This is a genomic window from Ruminiclostridium papyrosolvens DSM 2782, from assembly GCF_029318685.1.
Taxonomy (GTDB): Bacteria; Bacillota; Clostridia; order Acetivibrionales; family DSM-1351; genus Ruminiclostridium; species Ruminiclostridium papyrosolvens.
This window is the reverse complement of sequence record NZ_CP119677.1, coordinates 1,813,167-1,832,683: the sequence shown is the minus strand read 5'-3', so window position 1 is coordinate 1,832,683 and position 19,517 is coordinate 1,813,167. Positions and strand designations below refer to the sequence as shown.

General features: G+C 36.4%; 9 protein-coding genes. 2 read left to right on the top strand and 7 right to left on the bottom strand.

All coding sequences use genetic code 11. From position 1 onward, the window contains the following. Position 1: 1 nt before the first annotated feature. On the bottom strand, positions 2 to 3,538 hold the full coding sequence (locus P0092_RS08150; RefSeq protein ID WP_004621801.1) for an AAA family ATPase: 3,537 nt from the start codon (positions 3,536 to 3,538) through the stop codon (positions 2 to 4). A 251-nt stretch (positions 3,539 to 3,789) separates the two neighbouring features. On the opposite strand from P0092_RS08150, the gene P0092_RS08145 reads away from it, so the two are divergent. Beyond that, positions 3,790 to 4,470 (top strand): DNA/RNA nuclease SfsA, encoded by a 681-nt coding sequence (locus tag P0092_RS08145; RefSeq protein ID WP_004621800.1) that lies wholly within the window; start codon positions 3,790 to 3,792, stop codon positions 4,468 to 4,470. A 23-nt stretch (positions 4,471 to 4,493) separates the two neighbouring features. Here the strand turns inward: P0092_RS08145 and P0092_RS08140 are convergent, their stop codons facing one another. Genes P0092_RS08140 through brxF form a run of 6 tightly spaced genes read right to left on the bottom strand, consistent with a single transcriptional unit; the run spans position 4,494 to position 16,525 of the window. Beyond that, positions 4,494 to 5,201, bottom strand: coding sequence for a hypothetical protein (locus tag P0092_RS08140; protein ID WP_004621798.1), 708 nt, complete (start codon positions 5,199 to 5,201; stop codon positions 4,494 to 4,496). Continuing rightward, a complete protein-coding gene (gene pglZ, locus P0092_RS08135; protein WP_004621795.1) occupies positions 5,194 to 7,134 on the bottom strand; it encodes a BREX-3 system phosphatase PglZ in 1,941 nt (646 codons plus the stop codon). The genes P0092_RS08140 and pglZ overlap by 8 nt, the downstream gene beginning before the upstream one ends. Before the next feature lie 4 nt (positions 7,135 to 7,138). Further along, complete coding sequence (locus P0092_RS08130) at positions 7,139 to 9,811, bottom strand: DEAD/DEAH box helicase (RefSeq protein WP_004621794.1); 2,673 nt, start codon at positions 9,809 to 9,811, stop codon at positions 7,139 to 7,141. A 1-nt stretch (position 9,812) separates the two neighbouring features. Continuing rightward, entirely contained in the window at positions 9,813 to 12,365 is a 2,553-nt protein-coding gene (locus P0092_RS08125) for a DNA methyltransferase (protein WP_004621791.1), read from the bottom strand. A gap of 13 nt (positions 12,366 to 12,378) precedes the next feature. After that, entirely contained in the window at positions 12,379 to 16,047 is a 3,669-nt protein-coding gene (locus P0092_RS08120) for a DUF6079 family protein (RefSeq protein WP_004621790.1), read from the bottom strand. 1 nt (position 16,048) lies between these two features. Beyond that, a complete protein-coding gene (brxF, locus tag P0092_RS08115; protein WP_004621787.1) occupies positions 16,049 to 16,525 on the bottom strand; it encodes a BREX-3 system P-loop-containing protein BrxF in 477 nt (158 codons plus the stop codon). 625 nt (positions 16,526 to 17,150) lie between these two features. Here brxF and P0092_RS08110 point away from each other — a divergent pair. Continuing rightward, a complete protein-coding gene (locus P0092_RS08110) occupies positions 17,151 to 19,418 on the top strand; it encodes an AAA family ATPase (RefSeq protein WP_004621785.1) in 2,268 nt (755 codons plus the stop codon). The last annotated feature ends 99 nt before the right edge of the window (positions 19,419 to 19,517 follow it).

Here is a 19,517-nt window from a genome sequence, read left to right as displayed (position 1 = left end):
CTCACGCTTTCCCGAGTTTCTTGTAAAGGGTTTGTTTCCAACTAACTGTATCTGCCCCAGTTTGCTCATCAGAAACGATCAGGTTGTCGAAGAAGCCATTATTCTTATACCATTTTTCCTTCTTGTTCCAATGCTGGTCGTAACCTTTATTACCTTTAAAACCAAGATGCTCCCAGTACCAGGTCTGTCCGTTGTATTCAATAGTAAAGTCAGGCAAATACATAGTTCCGTCATCAGCATACAAGGGTTTCTCATACCAAAATGGTATGTTTTCTTCAAAAAGCATATTGGAAATTATTACCTCCGATTTCGACCGTACCATGAAATCGGCCAGAGTTCTATGAATTTTCCCTTCCTCATACCACTCGTTTATATTGAGAAGCTCTTCGGGGATTGGGTTAAATTCCATAATAGAAGAATTTATTTTTGATACTTCTGATGCTTCTTTACGCCTCAAGCTCAACAAAGCTCCAATATCATCCTCTATAAATAGAGTAGTATGCTTTTTCGCCCTTGTAATGCCCGTATAAAAAAGTTCTTTTGAGAGCAATCTGGATTTCTTCTTGGGCAGTATAAAGTAAACATTATCAAAATCCGAGCCTTGAGCTTTATGGACGGATATAGCATACGCCAGCTCAACATTCTCCGTCACCATATTATCGGAATTGAACTCAATGCCAAAGGTCTCTTTTCCCTTAAACTTTGCCTGGAACTTGGACAATCTGAAAAATGGCTTACTCCACAGTTTATCCGCCGCATGAGGAACCATAAAGCCAATTTCTCCATTATAGACTTCCAACCTTTCCACTTGCCTGCTGCTGAAATTATAGGCATAATATGGGTAGGATTTGGGTCTGTTGATATACTGAATAATTTTATCGAAGTAAGTGACTCCACCAAGTTTCCCATGTTTCTCATAATTATAGTTGTTAAAGGTTTGCTGCATAAGTTGGTTTACGGATTCCGTGCCATACTCTTCGTTCCTATATGGTGAAATTATTTGGAAGTTGTCAGGATTACGGTCGAATTTACTCTTTTGGTTCTCGAAAAGCCTGTCAAAGGTGTACCTGACTGTCTCCTCTGTTTCCTCCCCATCCTTTCTTACTTTGCTTATAATTTCGCTTACAACTTTCTCTTTAAGCTCACTTTCATTCTTCCAGAATATAACCTTTAAATCCTTATCAATTTCCCCACCATACTGCAGCTTCTGAAGTATTCCTTCTTCATTTTCATTTCCGTTTTCAGTAAATATCTGTGCAAGCTCCAGAGATATTCCGCCTTCTTCAATAAGTCTAATATTTGGTGTCAGAATACCTATATAATCGGGATAGTATTTCTTAAGATAGTCAATTATCTCTGCAAAAGGCTTTCCCGTGCCTATTGGTGGCAATTGGTTATGATCCCCTACAAAAATGATCCTCTGGACACAGTTGAAGTTAATGCTTTTGAAAAGGGTTCCCAGTATAACAGTATCCAACATCGAACATTCATCAATGATAATTGTCTTTTTGGTCTCGTCCGCCACTCCACCTTCTCTTTTAAAGGTAAAGTTGTCATTCATCCAACCCCTTTGCACGAGGAATGAGTGAATGGTAGCAGCATTTTTCCCTGTGGCAAGCCTTAACCGCTCTGCAGCCTTTCCCGTAGGAGCAAGTAGTTGAAATGTGGTTCCCTCCCCTGTTGATTTCTCAACCGCATTAATTATGGCATTAACAATAGTAGTTTTTCCTGTACCAGCCTCTCCCGTGATGACACATATCGGTTTCTGAAATATCCTTTTGCACATTTCTATCCGATCATCAACAATCTTCCGATATTTTGCGGGATCACGCTTTTCAATGATACTGTCCTTTTTATATATATAATTCTCCCAGTCTTTCTCTGCAACAGGATATTTAAGTTTTAAATTTGGCCTTGCAGCAAGTTCTTTGACTGCAGACCCGATAACGTCTTCCAGCTTATATATTTCCTTCAAATAAATGTAGATTTCTTTATCTTTCCGTTTAAGTTCAAGTTGCTTATCCAGAACATCTTCTTCAACCTCTATGTATTTTTGAGTGAATTTGGCCTTTTTCCAGTCAGGCATATATTCGAGTTTCCTGTTAATTGTACCTAATAGCACTTTAGCATTAACAAATGAATGCTGTGCCGTCTTTTTCAAAGCGTCTACGAGCAATGCCCTTAATCGCCTTGCATCATCAGTGTCCATCAATGCTTCCACCCCAAAGTCTGGGCTTGGGAATATACCGTGATCTATCTTGGAAAATGATATTGTATCATCTGGTTCATCCCCAATATATTCTTCACAAATTATATACGGATTTTCCGCTATGTCTTCGAGACTTGAGTATATCCCGTTCTTGCTACGCTCCTCATCTAATATTTTTGAAATCTGCTGGGAAGTTAAAGCAAACCTTGGAAATACATTGGCTAAAAGCTCTTGCTCAATATCCTCTTTATACTTCCATTGTTTTTGCAGCTTTTTTATGTAGTCACTATCAAGTTTGGCGACAAAAATAGAGGTAGCGTCCCCTTCAAAGAGTTTATTAACTTCTTTATATATGGTTTCTTCCGAAGTTCCCTTGTCCAGTTCTTTCTTAATTAGTGGGATAAGCCTGCTTCCACCCAAATAATCTGCTACACTGTTTATTCCTGGGTAAATCCCTCTATTTCCCCATAGTTCTGCCATGATTGAAGACAGCCAGTTTAGTCGAATGCCCCAATCCTCTGTTTTGTCATCAAGCTCGCTCAAGTAGTTTACAACCTCTATCAGCCTTTCAATAAGCTCTAAAGCATCATCGTCTCCGAAGGCTCTTGTAGCATACTTGAAATTTCTTGAGTTCTCTGGTGTGAATACCAGCTTGGAAAGGACTTCCTCGTTGTCCATGTAATTTTCATAGGGTATCCTAAAACCTTCATCTGGATATGTGGACTGAACAACCCTTGCCCAAACAAGGTTTCCATACTTTTCGTAGGATTCATCGCCCTGGTTTTCCCACTTCAGAGTGGGGAGGATTTCTTTGAGCCTTGAAACGCCAACAAGAACATACTTTTTCTCTTCCCCGCTAAAAGGATTATCATAGTTTGTATAGTAGAATATTAAGGATTTATCTTTTTCAAACTGGGAATAGTATTCTTCCATAGCCTGACTTCTCTTTTTAGGATCATAATACTTCCCATTTAGCTTTACCTCATCTTTATACATCTCCTCATAGCACCAGGTACATACTGATGCAGGCGGCAGCTCCCAATGTTTTTCTTCAGTGTCGTCCCTAAAAAATTCAGGCGGAGTTGCATAACACTCTACGCTTTCTTTTCCAAAAGCATTAATGCTGTAGCAGCAGGGAGGAATAAAATCTATACTGTTGCAGTTTTTACAATTATTTCCCTCCTCCAAATCCACATCTTTATATTCTCCAATCATATCTCCAGGAAAAGAGTACCTTCCTGAACAATATATATTCTTTTTTGGCTCCTTACACAAATGACCATTCCAACCGTTATCATGCCAGGCTAACCTGGCGGAAAGATGCTGCATAGCTGCTTCTCCTTGATTACTAATTATATTTTTTCAATAATTTTTCTTGAATAATGATTATATAAATCAAAACTATCTTATCAAATATACAATTTCTACTATTAATGCATAAATCCTTCACAGAAACTGAAAATTGTACATTTTTCTAATAACAAGTTTTTAGCTCAATTATTCCAGTTCTTGCAACATTCTTAAGAATGGTTTACACTATAAAGGCTTGATTTAAACATTTTATCAAATATGGAGAGTCTATGAAAATTGTGGGCGAGTTAATCGAAGGTATTTTCAAATCGGAAAGTAAAAATAGATTCTTGTGTAAAGTCCTTATTATGGGAAATGAGCTTGAATGCTATCTGCCAAGCTCTTCAAAACTATCTCCTTTGATTAACCTTAAAGGAAAAAGGGTGCTACTTACTTTAAACAGAGGTACTGATATTAGAACAAAATATAGTGTTTTTGCTGTCCAATATTACCGCAATTACATCCTCTTAAATCTGAATATAACAAATCGAATACTTGAAGAGGATATAAGAAAAAATTACAAATTGTGTAAGCCCTCCGATATTATTTTAAAGGAAAAAACTATTGAGGGCTATAAGGCTGATCTTATTTTGCCTGATCATAAAACTTTATTTGAAGCTAAAAGTATAATTTCAACAAAAAAAGCTGCTCTATTTCCGTCTGTATATCCTCAAAGAGCCATCGAACAATTGCAAAAAATTGAGGCTCTTTTAGATTTAGGTTGGAATGTAAAATATTGCTTTATTGCCTTAAGCCCTTATGTAAAAACAATATCGATCAATCTTCAATACGAAACCTACCTTGAGCAATTAAAAAAATGCCTTGAAAAAGGTATGAAGGTGGAGGGATTGGGTTGCACTTTTAATAACAATGAAGTTAACATAACTCATAAACTCAAAGTAATAATCTAAACTTATATTAGATGCAACTCCTATTATAGCCCAATAACAACTTCCCCACCCATTTTGTTAAGTTTAAACTTGTCAACTGTATGAAAATCGTCTAACCCTATATCCAACTTAAAAGGAAACAATTCATCCAGCTTATTAACCTCAACAAATTGGAGATGAGGCTTCCCTGAAGCAAGAAGGTATGCTTCAATCAAAAGTAATTTCACTTCCTTATTTTTGATCTCCAATGGTTGTATCCGCTTATATTCTCCTGGCTTTTCTCCATCTGAAAGAACTCCCCAGTCAATTTGTGAGCGTATCATCTTATCTATGGCATATTGAAGCGTGGAACGCTCGCCCCACAGCTCATAGATTCTTCTTCTTACCATGCTTAATAAAAATTCGTCCTGTAAATTAAGCAGCTTACCCGCAACAGCAGTTAAGTTATCAAAAATAGGATATGCCAATAGCAGCATAGACCACTGAATAGCAATTCTCTCATTTGCATCAGCCATTTTAAAGAGGTCGAGAGCTTTGTCTCTAATTGCCACATGTACTGGATCAACGTTTACCCATGTCCTTATAAGTATGTTTATTGTCTTTCTTCTATTATCGCCGCCAACATCGTCCCTTAAGTAATAGTCAAGATCTAACTTTACCTTTTTAAAATCTTTTTCCTGATTATAAATTTCCACTGTTTTATTAAGCCAATTCAACTTTACAACTCTATCAAAACCAATCCTATCAAGCATTCTGATTTTCCTTTCTCATATGTATAAATGGTACAATTACTTCTTCTATAGCCAAGCCTCCATGAGCAACAATCTTCTTTCCTTCTTTTACAAACGCCAGATTTTCTTCCGACACAACATAATTATATTTTTTAGGCAACCCTGATGCTTCCCACTTTAGTGCCTTATATTTCGACATAATTGTATCACAATTTATATCACTATTATAGAAGCGTACTCTTTCCCCTGGGCTTTCGACAGCTAACCCTTCTTGGAGGGTTCCTTGTCCAACAGCACCGATATTACCATGATCAGAAGTTATAAAAACTTCAAAGTCTTTTGAATACAGCCTATCAATAAACCTTACAAGGCTACCTTTATTTGCCCATAATCTTATATCCTGGTGCATACCTTCAATTGAAAGCTGCTGGCCATGCATAATATCATCTACCATATTTACTACCAATCCCAATACCCGTAGCCCGTTATCATTCAAAATATCGTCAAGTCCGTCTTCCCTGAACTCTTTTATATTACGCTTAAATGCAACACTGTTATTATTATAGCCGATATTACGCCAGAATTTCTTCCACTGTTTATCGTCGTGGTTGGTAGACAAAAGAGTATCTGCATAATTTGTAGGTATCTCTCCTGAAAATATTGCTTGCCTGGATACTGATGTCATAGTGGGAATCCATGCAAAACATAGGGTCTCTTCAAATATGTATTTATTGTTTTCATTTATAGCTTCTTTAATAACAAACCAATCGTCCAGCGACATTCCATCGATAACAAGCAGAGCAACCTTTTTATTTTCCTGTTTGGGAAAACGGTGATTTATGTGCCAGGGTATTTTATGAACCATTACTGGAGCTTTAGCATATGACAACGATGCCAGCATATTGTAGTTTGCAAGCAGCCAATCCTTAAAGCATTCTTTTAGTAAACTGCCAGTGTCTTTGAATTTTTTGTTATCAAGTGAGTAACTTTTGCTCTGATCGTATTTAAGCGTAAGAACTTCCGCCCACAAGGCCGCAATACCGAACCAGTCTTTATACGATTTTACACTCTGGACATTATTTATAATTTTATCAATATAGTTATCAAACTTGCGTTCTATATTTCCTGCTATATCATATACAACACCTGATTGCATCCAGGTAGGGTATTCCCGTAGCTTAAGCTGTTTTACTGGAGTCAAATAGTTTTCCTGGAAAAGATTATCTATATACGCTCTAATCTCGTAATTTCCGAAATCAATAACTGTTTCAACAGCTTCTCCATTTGTTTTCCTGATATACAGTTCCCACTGTTCCTGAATAAAGTGGAAACAGGACACCTTACCACTCACTATAGTCTTAACTGGATATTGTTTAAGCTGACCATTACTACTTATAGCTTCTGCTGCATAATCTGCAATTAGTCGAGGCAGCTCTTCCCCTCTATAATATAGCGGAATAAAGGTCTTAACCAACTCTTGAAAATCGGCAATAACCTCTGGTATTACACCATACGCATTTTTCAATATAAAATCTTTTGTTCCTTTGTCTCCCAAAATCGGTCCGCTATATCGTGAGTATACCTTATACAGTTTGTCAAACACCTCACTGTAAAGCTCTTTTATTACGGTATAGCTCAATTTAGGGAACAGCTCCCGCAAGGTTACTTCAACAAAGAAGCATTTAGCCCTTATATCATAAGGGATAGACTGTTCCACTGTATACCTTATCAGAACCTTATTATCAAGAGGTTTTCCCCGATCCAGAAAACTGCGGATATTCTCCTCATAATAATACCGAAAGACCTCTGGGTCCTCATAATTGACAATAGAAAACCCAGCCTGGTTTACATGCTCTACAATAGCCTCCGCACCAAGTAGGTTATCAGGATCAAAGACCAGAATAAATTCATTTTCTTTTAGATATAGCTTTTCTAAAATAATTTCATTAATCATGCAATCACTCCAGGTATACAATACATAGAGGTTTAAGAATTGGAATTATCGCTTTTTCTTTTTCGATCTTAAATCGCCATGCTTCTTCTTCCTTGCCTATGGACTTTGCTCTGTAGCTTCTTACGCTTTCAAGTCCTATCCTCTGGGCCGCTTCTCTTCGCAGTTTGAAAGCATACTCATATTTTGCCTGTTCTTTGGACAGCTTGTTTAAATAACCTTCTCTCATATTCTCAAACAGATTGTAAGCATAGTCTTTGGCTTTTTCACAAAGCATAGTATAGGTGGTGTCTTCAAACTCCCTATACCCCTTTAACGCTGGATTTGCATTCTCCTTCAAAAAGGCTTCCCACAATATTTTTGAAGAAGCTGCCCGCATAACTCCGCTTTCATTGACAAACAAAGGGAATATCTGTTTATTTACGTCACTATCATTGATGCTTACATCCCATAAAGACCAATAGCCTTTTTCGTTAGATACCCCTGCAAGCTCAAGGGCTGGTACTTTATGACCTCTTGCCCATACGGGCATATTTTTCAGCATCTTTTTTACTTGCTGGTTATTCAAATCTATCATGGCAAGCTCAATCAGATTTACCTCTTTTCCCTGGGACAATTGGAAATTACTATACATTTGTTTCAGCCAGCTCTTTATGGGAAGGTTACTAATTCCTGCAACCAAGCTCTTATCTATTACTTTTTCGTCCCGCAACAAGCCTTTGATTTCATTAATTCTTTCTGTTTTATCTCTTACTTCCTTCTCTAACTTTTCAATATAATAATCTGCATTTTTAGGATCGGTAATGCCTCTTACAAAGATGTCTGTAAAGTCAAACTCTGCGTCGGTACAGTCAAGAACATCTTCCATCTTATCCACACCGAACTGCTCAAAAATAGTGGCCAGCTTTTCTTCCAGAACCTCTCTGATTCTGAATTCTACCGTTTCTGAAAGCATGAAGTTAAATACATATACATCTCTCTGCTGCCCAATTCTGTCCACCCTACCGATACGCTGCTCTATTTTCATTGGATTCCAGGGCAGGTCATAATTAATTACTATGTTTGAAAACTGCAAATTTAAACCTTCTCCGCCAGCATCGGTAGAAATAAGTATGTCTGCTCTTTCCTTGAACTCTTTCAAGGTTGTATTTCTTTCTTCAATATCCATAGAACCATTTAAAGTCGCTATCTTAAAACCTTTGCTTTCAAGATACTCCTTTAAAAACTGCTGTGTGGCTACAAATTCAGTAAAAATGATTACTTTAAAATCTTCATACTCCATCTGTATCTTATAAATGAATTCCAGCAGTTTTTCAGCTTTGGTATCGACATACTGATACTCTGCCTGATTGGCAACCACCAGCATATCTTTTATTTCTTCAATCTCTTTCTTCATATTAATGGACTGGACTGCGATCAGTTCCTCAACAGTCTCTTCTGCATCTGCTTCCATTAAATCGGCTTCGCTCAAGTTTACAAGTCTGGTTGAACTGTTTTGAAGTATTTCAAGCCTTCTCTCCAAGTTCTCTCTTATGGCTCTGGTACTGCTTGTAACAAGCCTTTGCATCAGCACCATAAGGAAGCCAATATAATTCTTTTTCTCCTTTCTTGCCTTGTTATAGCCTTCTGTCACATATTTTGTAACCATCTCGTAGAGCTGCTTTTGAAGGCTATGTCTCTGTTCCCATTCAATATTTACAGCTTTAGTAACCCTATTCTTAAACAGCCGATTCCCCTCGCTGTCCACAGCTTCTCTTTTCTCTGTCCTAATAACATAGGGGCTTACCTGCTCTTTGACAATAGCATTGCTGTCTGGGAAAGCATCTTGATCTAAAAGACGGATCAACCTTAAGAAAGGTTCTGTTTTTCCCTGATGCGGTGTGGCTGTAAGTAGAAGTAGATATGGGCTTACATCTGCTAAAGCACTACCCAGCTTATATCTTGCTACATCAGAAGTAGAGCCTCCAATTCTGTGAGCTTCATCGATTATAATAATATCCCAACCTGCAAAGATAAGGCTTCCGAGCCTTTCCTTATTGTACTCGTCAATTTTCTCCTTGCTCCAGCCATTACGGCGTTCCAAAGGTTTTATCGAGTCAAGAGAACATATGACCTGCGAAAAATTTGCCCATATGTTTCCTTCTCCATATATCCTCTTAATGGAGTCAAAGTCTTCGGGTAGTACAATATTGAAGTTTTCATTAAACTTCATCTTCATTTCATTATGCCATTGGGTCATAAGACCTTTGGGGCAGACAATAAGAACTCTGTTTATTAGACCTCTTGTCTTAAGCTCTTTTATGATTAAGCCTGCTTCTATAGTCTTCCCAAGACCAACCTCGTCAGCAATAATGTATCGAACTTTATTACTCGATAAAGCTCTGTTAAGTGCATAAATCTGGTGCGGCAATGGTATTATGCTGTCACCAATAGAAGACAGTATACCGTTTGCAAGCTCATTTTTTATTCGTGCCGAAGTTACAAGGTATTTGAAAGAATGGATGCTGAAATCCTCTCCAGCATCCACATTGCAAATCTTATCCTCCGATAAAAAATATGACTTCTGCTCACCAGGATCGAACACTGCGTATGACTTATAACCCCACAGGTCATTGCTTTCAATAACCTTAACAGTTTTCTTATTTTCTTTATCTAAAACCCAATCCCCAATACTGAACATTTTAATCCCCTATTCTTGTTCGAGCATTATCGTAGTACATAAGTATGCTCGGGTCCTCTTGTACCACGGCTTCTGGCATTCTTTCACCAATATTAACAATAGTTTTATAGTCCTTTTCCTTCCAGCAGTGTTTAAAACCCGCTCTAATTGCTTCCATCCTGAATAACTTGAGCTTTCCTTTGCTGTTTCTGTATTCGTCGAACTCTTTCAAGAGCTTTTTATCTCTTAATTTTTCAAGATCGGACTGTTTATTTACGTCAGGTACATACCATTTTCCTTGTTCATCCTGCAGGAAATTCTCATCAAGCAGATCCCGTAGTTCTGGCATTTTTTCATATTTTAGCTGCTTCAATTCCTGCAGGAATTTAGGTTGTACGTCCTGGTATGTTTGCGGTGTTGCAAGCTCTATATGAAGCCACTGTATCGCTGTCTTTTCATCCAGAACAAACAATGACATCTGCTCATTAAGCTCTTGAGTAATTCTTTTGGCATCGTAAATGCTTACCTGTCCAGGCAAGAAGTACATACCATCCCTCTCTGGGAATCTTTGTATTAATCCCAAGTAAAAGTCAGCGGCTCCTAACGGTACTGTTGCACCTTTTTGGATATGGAAAGCAACCATGCTATCGTAAAGCAGATAATTTTGTCTTTCTGGAATAGTATCTAACATTCCGCTACATTCAACTACCACTGGAAGTTTAGAAAGATGCTCCCGAATAAAATCCCACACACCTTCCTCTGTACCTGCTTCTATTAAAAAACGATGAACAAAAGAAGACTTGGGTTTATATGCCGAAATTATCAAGTCCTGTTTTACAGCAGAAGTAGTTGTGACTTGCTTGAAACTCCCTTGTTTCTTGTCTAAAGTTTTAACATTAGCGATAACAAAACCAGACTTTAAAATTGCTTCCTGTATAGCATTCCAAACACTGTTTTGAGAGTTATGAAATTCAACAGTCATCCATCTACCTGGTTTGAGTATTCTGTAATTCTCCATAAAACACTTCTCCATAAGGTCTTGGTATTCATTGAGTGTTTTATTTTGTACTTTGTTCATTATTGCTTCGTGTCTATTATTTGTGAAAACTTTAAGCCACGCTTCCCATAAAAAGTTAAGCTCTGAATACATCAAGTTTTCTCCAAATGGCGGGTCAGTAAAAATATAATCAATACTGTTGTCATTAATGTTACTCATAGATGTTGTTGATTGACAACTAATAATACAATCATCATTATAGTTTGTTTTATTAATATAGTTCTCTACATCAGCAACTCTTGACTTTAACATTTCAATAAGCGAATACGCAATCGAATTCGATGGAATATAGTATGTTCCAGTTAATATACCAGCAGTTTTAGATAGATTACTGTTAAGCCTACTAACAGCAATCTTGTGCATTTTACTTGCTCTTGGCAACATATCACCTATTAAACAGAGTATGTGTGGGTTATTCTTTGATGCATTGTATATTTTCGCCAAAACATACAAATTATGTTTTACAAAAAAATGATGTACATTAGTAATACCGTGCGATTTTTTAGGTTGCTCCGTGTTATAACCCTCTGGAAGAACATTATTAGGATACCAATATGGAATTTCTATCTCGTCTATCTTATTTAACAATTGTATATCATATTCATCAGGTTCTTTATCATATCTCTTTTTGCCAACAGTATAATTAATTTGCACTGGAGCTTGTTTAGCCTGGACAACTTTCCCATTAATAGCTTTGTCATATTTTGTAATCCATAGCTTTTCAAGATCTTTTTTTGTTAAATCTTTATTGCAATGGCAACAATTAAAATGTTCTTTAACAACTCCATTTTCTTTATCTACTGCAACATTCCAAAATACTAATTCCGTGTTACAATTAGGGCATAAGTAAACATCTGACCATACAGTATAGTTAATATTTCCTTTAATTACTTGACCATCGATTCCTATTTGCGGCCTACCATCAATAATATGATTAGTTTTGTACATCCAATGACATTCTTTCTCAATTTCACTAATTAAATCACTACAATCAGCACTAAATTTAGCAGCAGTCTGTGGTTTATTATAGTTGTATGCAATAAATGTTGCAGCTACTGATAAATCATTTAGGATTGCTCTTCTTGCTCCCCATCTAATATTTTTCATATCTTGTTCTATGCTTAATTTAAACAGGCTATCAGGATTTCCGCACATCTGTGAGGCAACACCAGTCATTCCCGTTCCACAAAACCCATCAAAAACAATATCACCAGGCTTTGTATAATGCAAAATATACCTCATAATAGCTTTATGAGGAACTTTTGTATGATAGGAATGAGCGTTATAAATTGGATCATTCTTACCTTCGGAAACATCAGCCGTATAAGGCTCTACATTATAATTATCATTTTCTTCGTCATATTGTGTTCCGCTCTTTTCAATAAACTCATTTATAAATGGATTCGGACACGCCGTATAATACGGTGGATCCGATAGCTTAATAATATCTTCATCCTTGCCAATAGGAAATCCCTCAATATTTCTTACCTTATCCAAGGTCTCTTTATTTAACTCCATGACCTATCCTCCGTTATTTCAATATGATTCTTACTTTGCTTTCATCCTTGCCCTTCGTCAAGTCACGGACATACTTTTCAAATCTTGCTCTAATATCCTCAACAGTAACAGGACCATCACCTGAAATTGCTTTTTTCATATCCTCTACAAGCACTTCGACTTTTTCCAGCCCTTTCATCAGAGTGTTTACGCCAGATACAAAGTTGCCATCTATAACGTCTGGAAGTTTTCTTGTTTCAAGCAGTTTACTAATCACATTCTGTTGCTCTGCTTTAAGGAAGCCAATATTCTCTTTAACCATTGGATCCTCAACGCTGGAAACAATAATTTCGGTCCACTCCTTATAAATCTTCTCAATATCATCTTCTACACTGTCAATTACCCCATGAACAGGTTGATTATTCTCGGAAGGGTTAAATTGGCAGTGCGGACACATAAATTTACCTTCCATATCCTGCTGGGTAAGGTTATAGCAAGTACGAAGCCTTGAAATTTTTTCTGTGATTCCATTTAGCTTAACTACAGGAAGTATGTCTTCTATAGCCGTCAATTTCTTAAGATTATTAAGCTCTTTGCTCTGCATAATTTTTTTCTTTGCATTATCGCCATTCAAATCAAGCCTATTTTTTTTATGAAGTTCCATATAGACATTTCTATACTCATCCTTCAAACCTGATAATTCGCTATTAAATACTCTTATAAAATCTTCATCAATATTATCAAGGTTCTTAAGAACTGTTTCCAGCTTCAGCTTCAAAGCATTTACCTTGTCAATCCACGACTGGTCCTTCAATACAATTTCTGCCCCAGACAGATAAGCTGTATTGGCTTCTATCTTTGATTTCAAATCCTTAATCTTATCAATGTCCACAAGCAGCCTTAATGCTGCTCCTTGCTTATCAATCTCTTCCTCGGTGTGTCTGAAATTTTTCAGCTTTGCCTGGGTATTAAAAATCTTCAAACCATCCAGGAAATTCTTAAATTCTTTTATACTTTCCTTATAGTTATCCACCTTATAAGATTCCATTGAGGGCTTCCCCCAAACGGATATATCACCATTCAAGAAAAGGGTAGCCTTCAAAGCCTTATCAATATATTCATCAATCTTAACCAGCATACTGGCAACAGCAACATCCCTTGTATTTGCATTAACGATTTGTCCAGGGGGCAGCCCAAGAATTTCAAATAGTTTCTTCAGCACAGCTACAGGCACATCCTTTGGCCTGTCACAATGCTTAAACTCTATAAGGTTCATGGTATTCTCTGCTGCTAATTCCTTTAACATCGTAGCATCAAAGTTCTTACCACCAGCAGCAAGTGTAATGTCTCCGTTGTATACTAAAGATGACATTATCAAAGCAATCCAGATTGGTTCCAACTTAAATCTCTTATCATATTCAACTTCTTCGTTAATACGCTCTATGATTTCTGACCTATTTAATACCTTTCCTTGAGGCAAATGATTGATTAGGTCAATAAAATACTTTGCATATACAGAGTTTTTGGGAGAAATATTTTCTACATCTAAAAGTTGTAAGGAGTCAAGTATCTTTGAGCCTGTATCTGTTTTTTTACCTGCGATATAGTCCATAGCAGCCTTAAACAGCTGATTATAATTATTGTGAGTAACTGTAATATAAAACTTTGGATAATCAGGATATTGTTCATTAAACCATACATCTAAACAAGATGCCGCAGCCATGTCTACTTGTTCTTTGAGCGACTTATCTCCTATTCTTTTACCTTTTAACCAAGATAATATTGTTTTGCTTTCACCTCTATAACTGACAATAAAGCATTGATTTATATTCTGTCTTATCCATTTTATAGCATCTTTTTGGTAGTCTTCTGCTTTCTTTAGATAAGAGTTTTTACTATCACCTGATGAAATACTTGCCATTTTGTGTGCAGCGGAATACATCTTCAGTAAATTGGTAAACCCAGCATCACACATGAACTCAAAATACACTTCGTCCTCGTTCTTTATATATGCGGAATTATCAGTTCCATATGGTGGCAAGAAATAAATATAAAAATCCCTCGGTGGTTGAGCAGTTGACCGCCCATTGGGAGTCCCCATAAAACGGTATCCTTCCCGCTCTACATTTTTATCCTCCCATATTAAATCATATTCATATATTTCAAAACCCGTTATATATTCCTGTGCATTCCATTCCATTGATATATTTATTAATTTATAATAGAATTCGTTCAAACTATCTTCATCAAGTAGATCAGCTTTTTGCTGAATTTTTGCACCGTAATCAATATCTTTTTTAAGATCAAGGTAATACTGCTCGTTTTCCTGGTTATATTCAATAAATTGCCCGCTGACAGTGTTAGAGATTTCTCTCATAATAGTCTCAATGGTTGTGATAAGAAAATCTTCTTCCTTCTCTGGAAGCAGAGGATCGTATATGCACAAATCATCCTTCATATTTTGCACTGTAATACCCAGAGGAGCATTAATATTACCCGTGGTCAACCTGTGAACACTTAATGCGTAAATAATCCTCAAAGCAATAGGCTTATATTGGGGCTTTGTAAAGGAATGCTGAATAATACCTTCCAATATGCCGCTTTTATCAATAACATCCTTTACTTCTGTTTCTGTTCTCTTTGATGGACTGTTTTTTATGTAGGACCAATATGCATCATAGGAAACAAGCCCAGGCTCCTCATTGGGTACTTCGCTGTCGAGCATTTCCTTTATGGTTAAGGTTATGGTTTTTAAAACCTCTCTCTTTTCTGCTATATATACCTTTTCAAAAGTCTCAAGAAAAGCTGGGTGTATTGGATACAAATTAACGTACTCCTCAATCCTATCAGCCATGTTCTTATACATTGAGCTAACCTTCTGCAAGTGTTCTCTTATCCAGGCTTTCTGCTCATTATTTTTCTGCAGCAATCTTTGAGAGACTACAAACGATATATCCTCTCTTCTTATAATGATCTGTTCAAATCTATCTTTAACCTTAAGTATAGTTTTTGCTACAAAAGAAAAGCCAGGGTTATCAAACAGAGTTTCCTGAACGCCTGCCATGAACCTTATGCGAGTATTCTTGCTAACTTCTCCAATCTCCCTTAAAAAGCCCAGGTCGAGCTTAATCTCCAATTCTTTTCTGCTGCCAAGATAGTCCAGAAGCTCATCAACAACAATGAGGTACCCTTTATCTGGATACTTTTCTTCAAATAGTCCCATCATTTCAACAAGATACTGCTTATTATCAGTAACTTCTTCAAGTGGTGGGAATTTATAATCAATCCCTCTTTGTTTAAGGTCGCTTTCCAGCTTTCTGACGATTATGTCCCTTAAATTCATCTTTGAAGCACCAATCTCGAACCTCAATACTTCAAACTTTCCTGCAATGGATTTAGCATGTTCCCTAAATTTATCATGTTTTATATAATCCAAAAGGCTTGCGTCTTCTGCAATAGTCGATACAATAGACATTAAGTGTGATTTACCTGTGCCGTAATTACCAACAATAAAAACTCCTTTATTATCAACGGTTTGTTCAAACTGTAACTGTGGAATTACAACTCCTATAAGGCTATCGGCCATACTGTCGGACATGACATAGGTCTTTACAAGTCTTTCGGCTTCTCCCTTTGAATCAGCATCTTTTAGTTTAACGACAGTTTCAATAGGATCAAATTGTACTAATTGACTATATTTCATCTTACAAACCCCTCTCCAAATTTATATATAAACATTCCAATTCATCCATTTTATATTTTACATAATCCTCATGTGTAGGCTCGGCATAGGTCAAATATCCATTCGTTATGCTACCTTGCCAAGCAACAATTGTTTTCCTGTATTTTGCTATATTTTTCAAGACACCTAATGGTTCTAATTGAAGATGCTTGGAGAAGATTAGTTCAATATTGTCCAACACAATAAAATCTCCAGATGCGTTCCTAATTATTTCATCAATAAAATCTTGAACACAATAGCATCTATCTCCTATAGGTACATCCTTTAATTTCTCGGATAATGCTAAATTCAGATTAATGTAACTATAAGTATTGGCAGCACACAATTCATTTATAAGGCTGGTTTTCCCAGACCCATTCTTCCCTATCAGGAGTATGAGCTTGTAATATTTGTCTAACATAGAGTTCGACATCTTTTTAACTTCGTTGATAAAAGCCATATTATCCCGCCTTTGTCTTTCGTTGAACTGCATACAATATTAATTATAGCATATATCTTATCCAGAAATATACATAAAAGTACATAAAACTCCCTTTTTGTTTTTATCAACACCGTTACCTTTATGAATGCTGTTGGTCCCCTTGTTTCTTTCTAAAAAAGTACACCGTATAAGGATATCAATTAATTATCCCTTACAAATGGTTTTTTAATTTTGGAATGTCCCGTATAAAATAATAGATAAACAGGCTGACATCTTCGATTCTGACTTGCCGAGCCGAAGTGACAGCAGCATAGAGGTTCGTTTCAAGGAACTATTGTGTTCCGTCCGCTGTCTTACCCATATGAATCGCAGGATTTTCCGTCCACACAGCCTCGCCCTGTTCTATACTACGTTCTATTATTCCTTTACTTAAAAGTTTAGATTTTTTTCTTGTTTTACAACATGGAAACTTGGTAACAAATATACTTTTTGTATTATTGGCTCTTCTAACTTTATTGTGGTGTAAATTATACGAAAAACGTTTAAAAATCTCCTATTTTGTGATAAAATTTACCAGTGGGATTTTCTTACAACGACTATAATATAATTCCGAAAACATTAGTATTGGTCTGGAGGTACACAAATGATAGACAAGCTGTTAACCCTAAAAAACATCGGTATTTTTAACGATCTACAAGTAGATTCAAGTTCATGGGATAGGGGCTTTAAGAGAAATAACCTTATATTTGCGGCAAACGGTCAGGGTAAAACTACCTTATCAATAATTTTTGAATCTCTTGCAAAAGGGAATGGAGAGCTATTGATTGGTAGAAAAACACTTGGCTCTGTAGGAACACAAAAAATTGAGTTTTTGTCTGGGACAAAGAAAATAAAGTTTGAAAATGATGCTTGGACTGAACTTATACCTGACATGGAAATATTTAATGCAAGGTTTATTACAGAAAATCTCTACATAGGTGATACCATTAATCCAGAGCATAAGCGGAACCTTCACCAATTCGTACTTGGTGAAGATGGTGTAAATTTGATAAACCAGATAAACGGATTAGACGAACAAATAAAACAGGTTCAGGGTGAATTAAAGGCAGCAGAAAAAGTAATACAATCACATACTGCAAAAAAAATAGTTACTGAAGCATTTATTGCGTTACCAAACCTTGATAATATCGACGAGCAAATTAGTCAACTTGAATCGACTTTGAAAAACCTGGAACAAAGTGAAGATATCATAAAACATAGTGAATTCACAAGTATTGAGATTAAGCTGCCCGACATAAATGAAATAAAAATTCTGCTCACTAAAGGTTATAGTGAGATTTCAAAAGAAGCAGAACAGCTTGTTAATGAACACATTAAAAATCTGAACAGCAAGGCCGCTGGAAATTGGATTAATCAAGGTCTGACCCTAATTCAGAAAGATAAATGCCCCTTCTGCGGCTGTGATGTTTCGGAAAGCGAGATAATACAAGCCTACAAACAGTATTTTAGTCAAAAATATGAAGAGTATAAAAAAGGGTTATCTTCACAGATTGATAAAATTGGACAGGAATTAAGCGAGGCAAATATTTTCAGGTTAAGAAAGGCTATCACAGACAATATTAGGGAAGCCCAATATTGGAGTGAAAAAACTGGTGATACTGTTCCTGTATCTTTTAACGAAGAGGTTGTCGCCGTTCTTGAGAGCTTGGCAGAAATATTAAAATCTTTGTTTATCGCAAAAAAAAGTGATATATTATCCACCATTAGCCTTCCAGACGAGATTACAAGTATTCTCGATCAGGTTACTGCACAAGTAGCAGCCTGTCAGCAAAATGTAAAAGAAAATAACCAAAAGGTAAAGGTGTTTAAACAAAGGATTAGCAGTGCCAATAAAAGGGAGCTTCAAGAAAATTTGGATAAACTATACCTTACCAAAAAGAGGTATATACCTGAAATCGATACAGCGTGTCAGGAATACACTACCAATAGTCAGACAAAGCAAGGGCTTGATGATCAAAAGGTTATAGCAAAAGGAAAACTGGATCAATACACTGAAGCGTTTAGAAGTACATTTGCAGTTGAAATTAATACAATCCTTGAAAAGTTTGGAGCTGGATTTATAATCTGTGATATAGACACTGATTATAGGAGCGGGCCAAAATTTGAGTTCAAGCTCTCAATAAATGGACAACCATTTTGCTTATGCGATACGAAGAATCGTGATACGGTTCCTCAATTCAAAAATACTCTTTCTGAAGGTGATAAAAGTACACTTGCTTTTGCTTTCTTTGTTGCAAAACTGAACAAATCCTCTGATATTGATAAAAAGATAGTAGTTATTGATGATCCTATTTCCAGCCTGGATTTTTATAGGGTTAGTATGACCGCAAGTATCCTCTCTGAACTTCTGGGCAAAGTAAAGCAAATGTTTGTCCTTACGCATGACCTTAAATTCACAAAGAAATATTTTGACCGTACCCATAAAACACATGATATTGTTATGCTGGAAATAAAGAACAAAAAATTCAGTAAATTTGATATTGATAAGTCGCAGTTGAGCGATTATTTTATCAATTACTTTATACTTGACGATTACATTCTCGGAATATCCAACGAAAGTGAAATATCAGTTGTACGGGCAATCAGGCCGCTGCTCGAAGCACATTATAGGATGCACTACCCCAAGCACTTCAAGTGCGATAAATGGCTTGGTAATTTCATCGATATGGTGAGAACTTCAACCTGCGAACATCCCTACTTCGGGTTAAAGGACAAGCTACCAGAAATAGAAGCTGTTAATGACTACTCAAAACAGTATCACCATGATACAAACCCCCTGGCGAACAATTTGGAGATAAATGCTACGGAATTGAAGAGCTTTGCAACTGCTGCTTTAAACCTGTGTTCATAAAAACAAATATAACTATATTGAAATTATTGAAAAATTGTCGGTTATGAAATAGTATGCTGAAAATATATAACATCATTAGTTAAATTTCGAGTGTTTAAT

Excerpts from the sequence above, each read along its gene's own strand:
- P0092_RS08125 (WP_004621791.1), bottom strand. The coding sequence starts at position 12,365 with ATGGAGTTAAATAAAGAGACCTTGGATAAGGTAAGAAATATTGAGGGA.
- P0092_RS08130 (WP_004621794.1), bottom strand. The coding sequence starts at position 9,811 with ATGTTCAGTATTGGGGATTGGGTTTTAGATAAAGAAAATAAGAAAACT.
- brxF (WP_004621787.1), bottom strand. The coding sequence starts at position 16,525 with ATGGCTTTTATCAACGAAGTTAAAAAGATGTCGAACTCTATGTTAGAC.
- P0092_RS08110 (WP_004621785.1), top strand. The coding sequence starts at position 17,151 with ATGATAGACAAGCTGTTAACCCTAAAAAACATCGGTATTTTTAACGAT.
- P0092_RS08145 (WP_004621800.1), top strand. The coding sequence starts at position 3,790 with ATGAAAATTGTGGGCGAGTTAATCGAAGGTATTTTCAAATCGGAAAGT.
- P0092_RS08120 (WP_004621790.1), bottom strand. The coding sequence starts at position 16,047 with ATGAAATATAGTCAATTAGTACAATTTGATCCTATTGAAACTGTCGTT.
- P0092_RS08140 (WP_004621798.1), bottom strand. The coding sequence starts at position 5,201 with ATGCTTGATAGGATTGGTTTTGATAGAGTTGTAAAGTTGAATTGGCTT.
- pglZ (WP_004621795.1), bottom strand. The coding sequence starts at position 7,134 with ATGATTAATGAAATTATTTTAGAAAAGCTATATCTAAAAGAAAATGAA.
- P0092_RS08150 (WP_004621801.1), bottom strand. The coding sequence starts at position 3,538 with ATGCAGCATCTTTCCGCCAGGTTAGCCTGGCATGATAACGGTTGGAAT.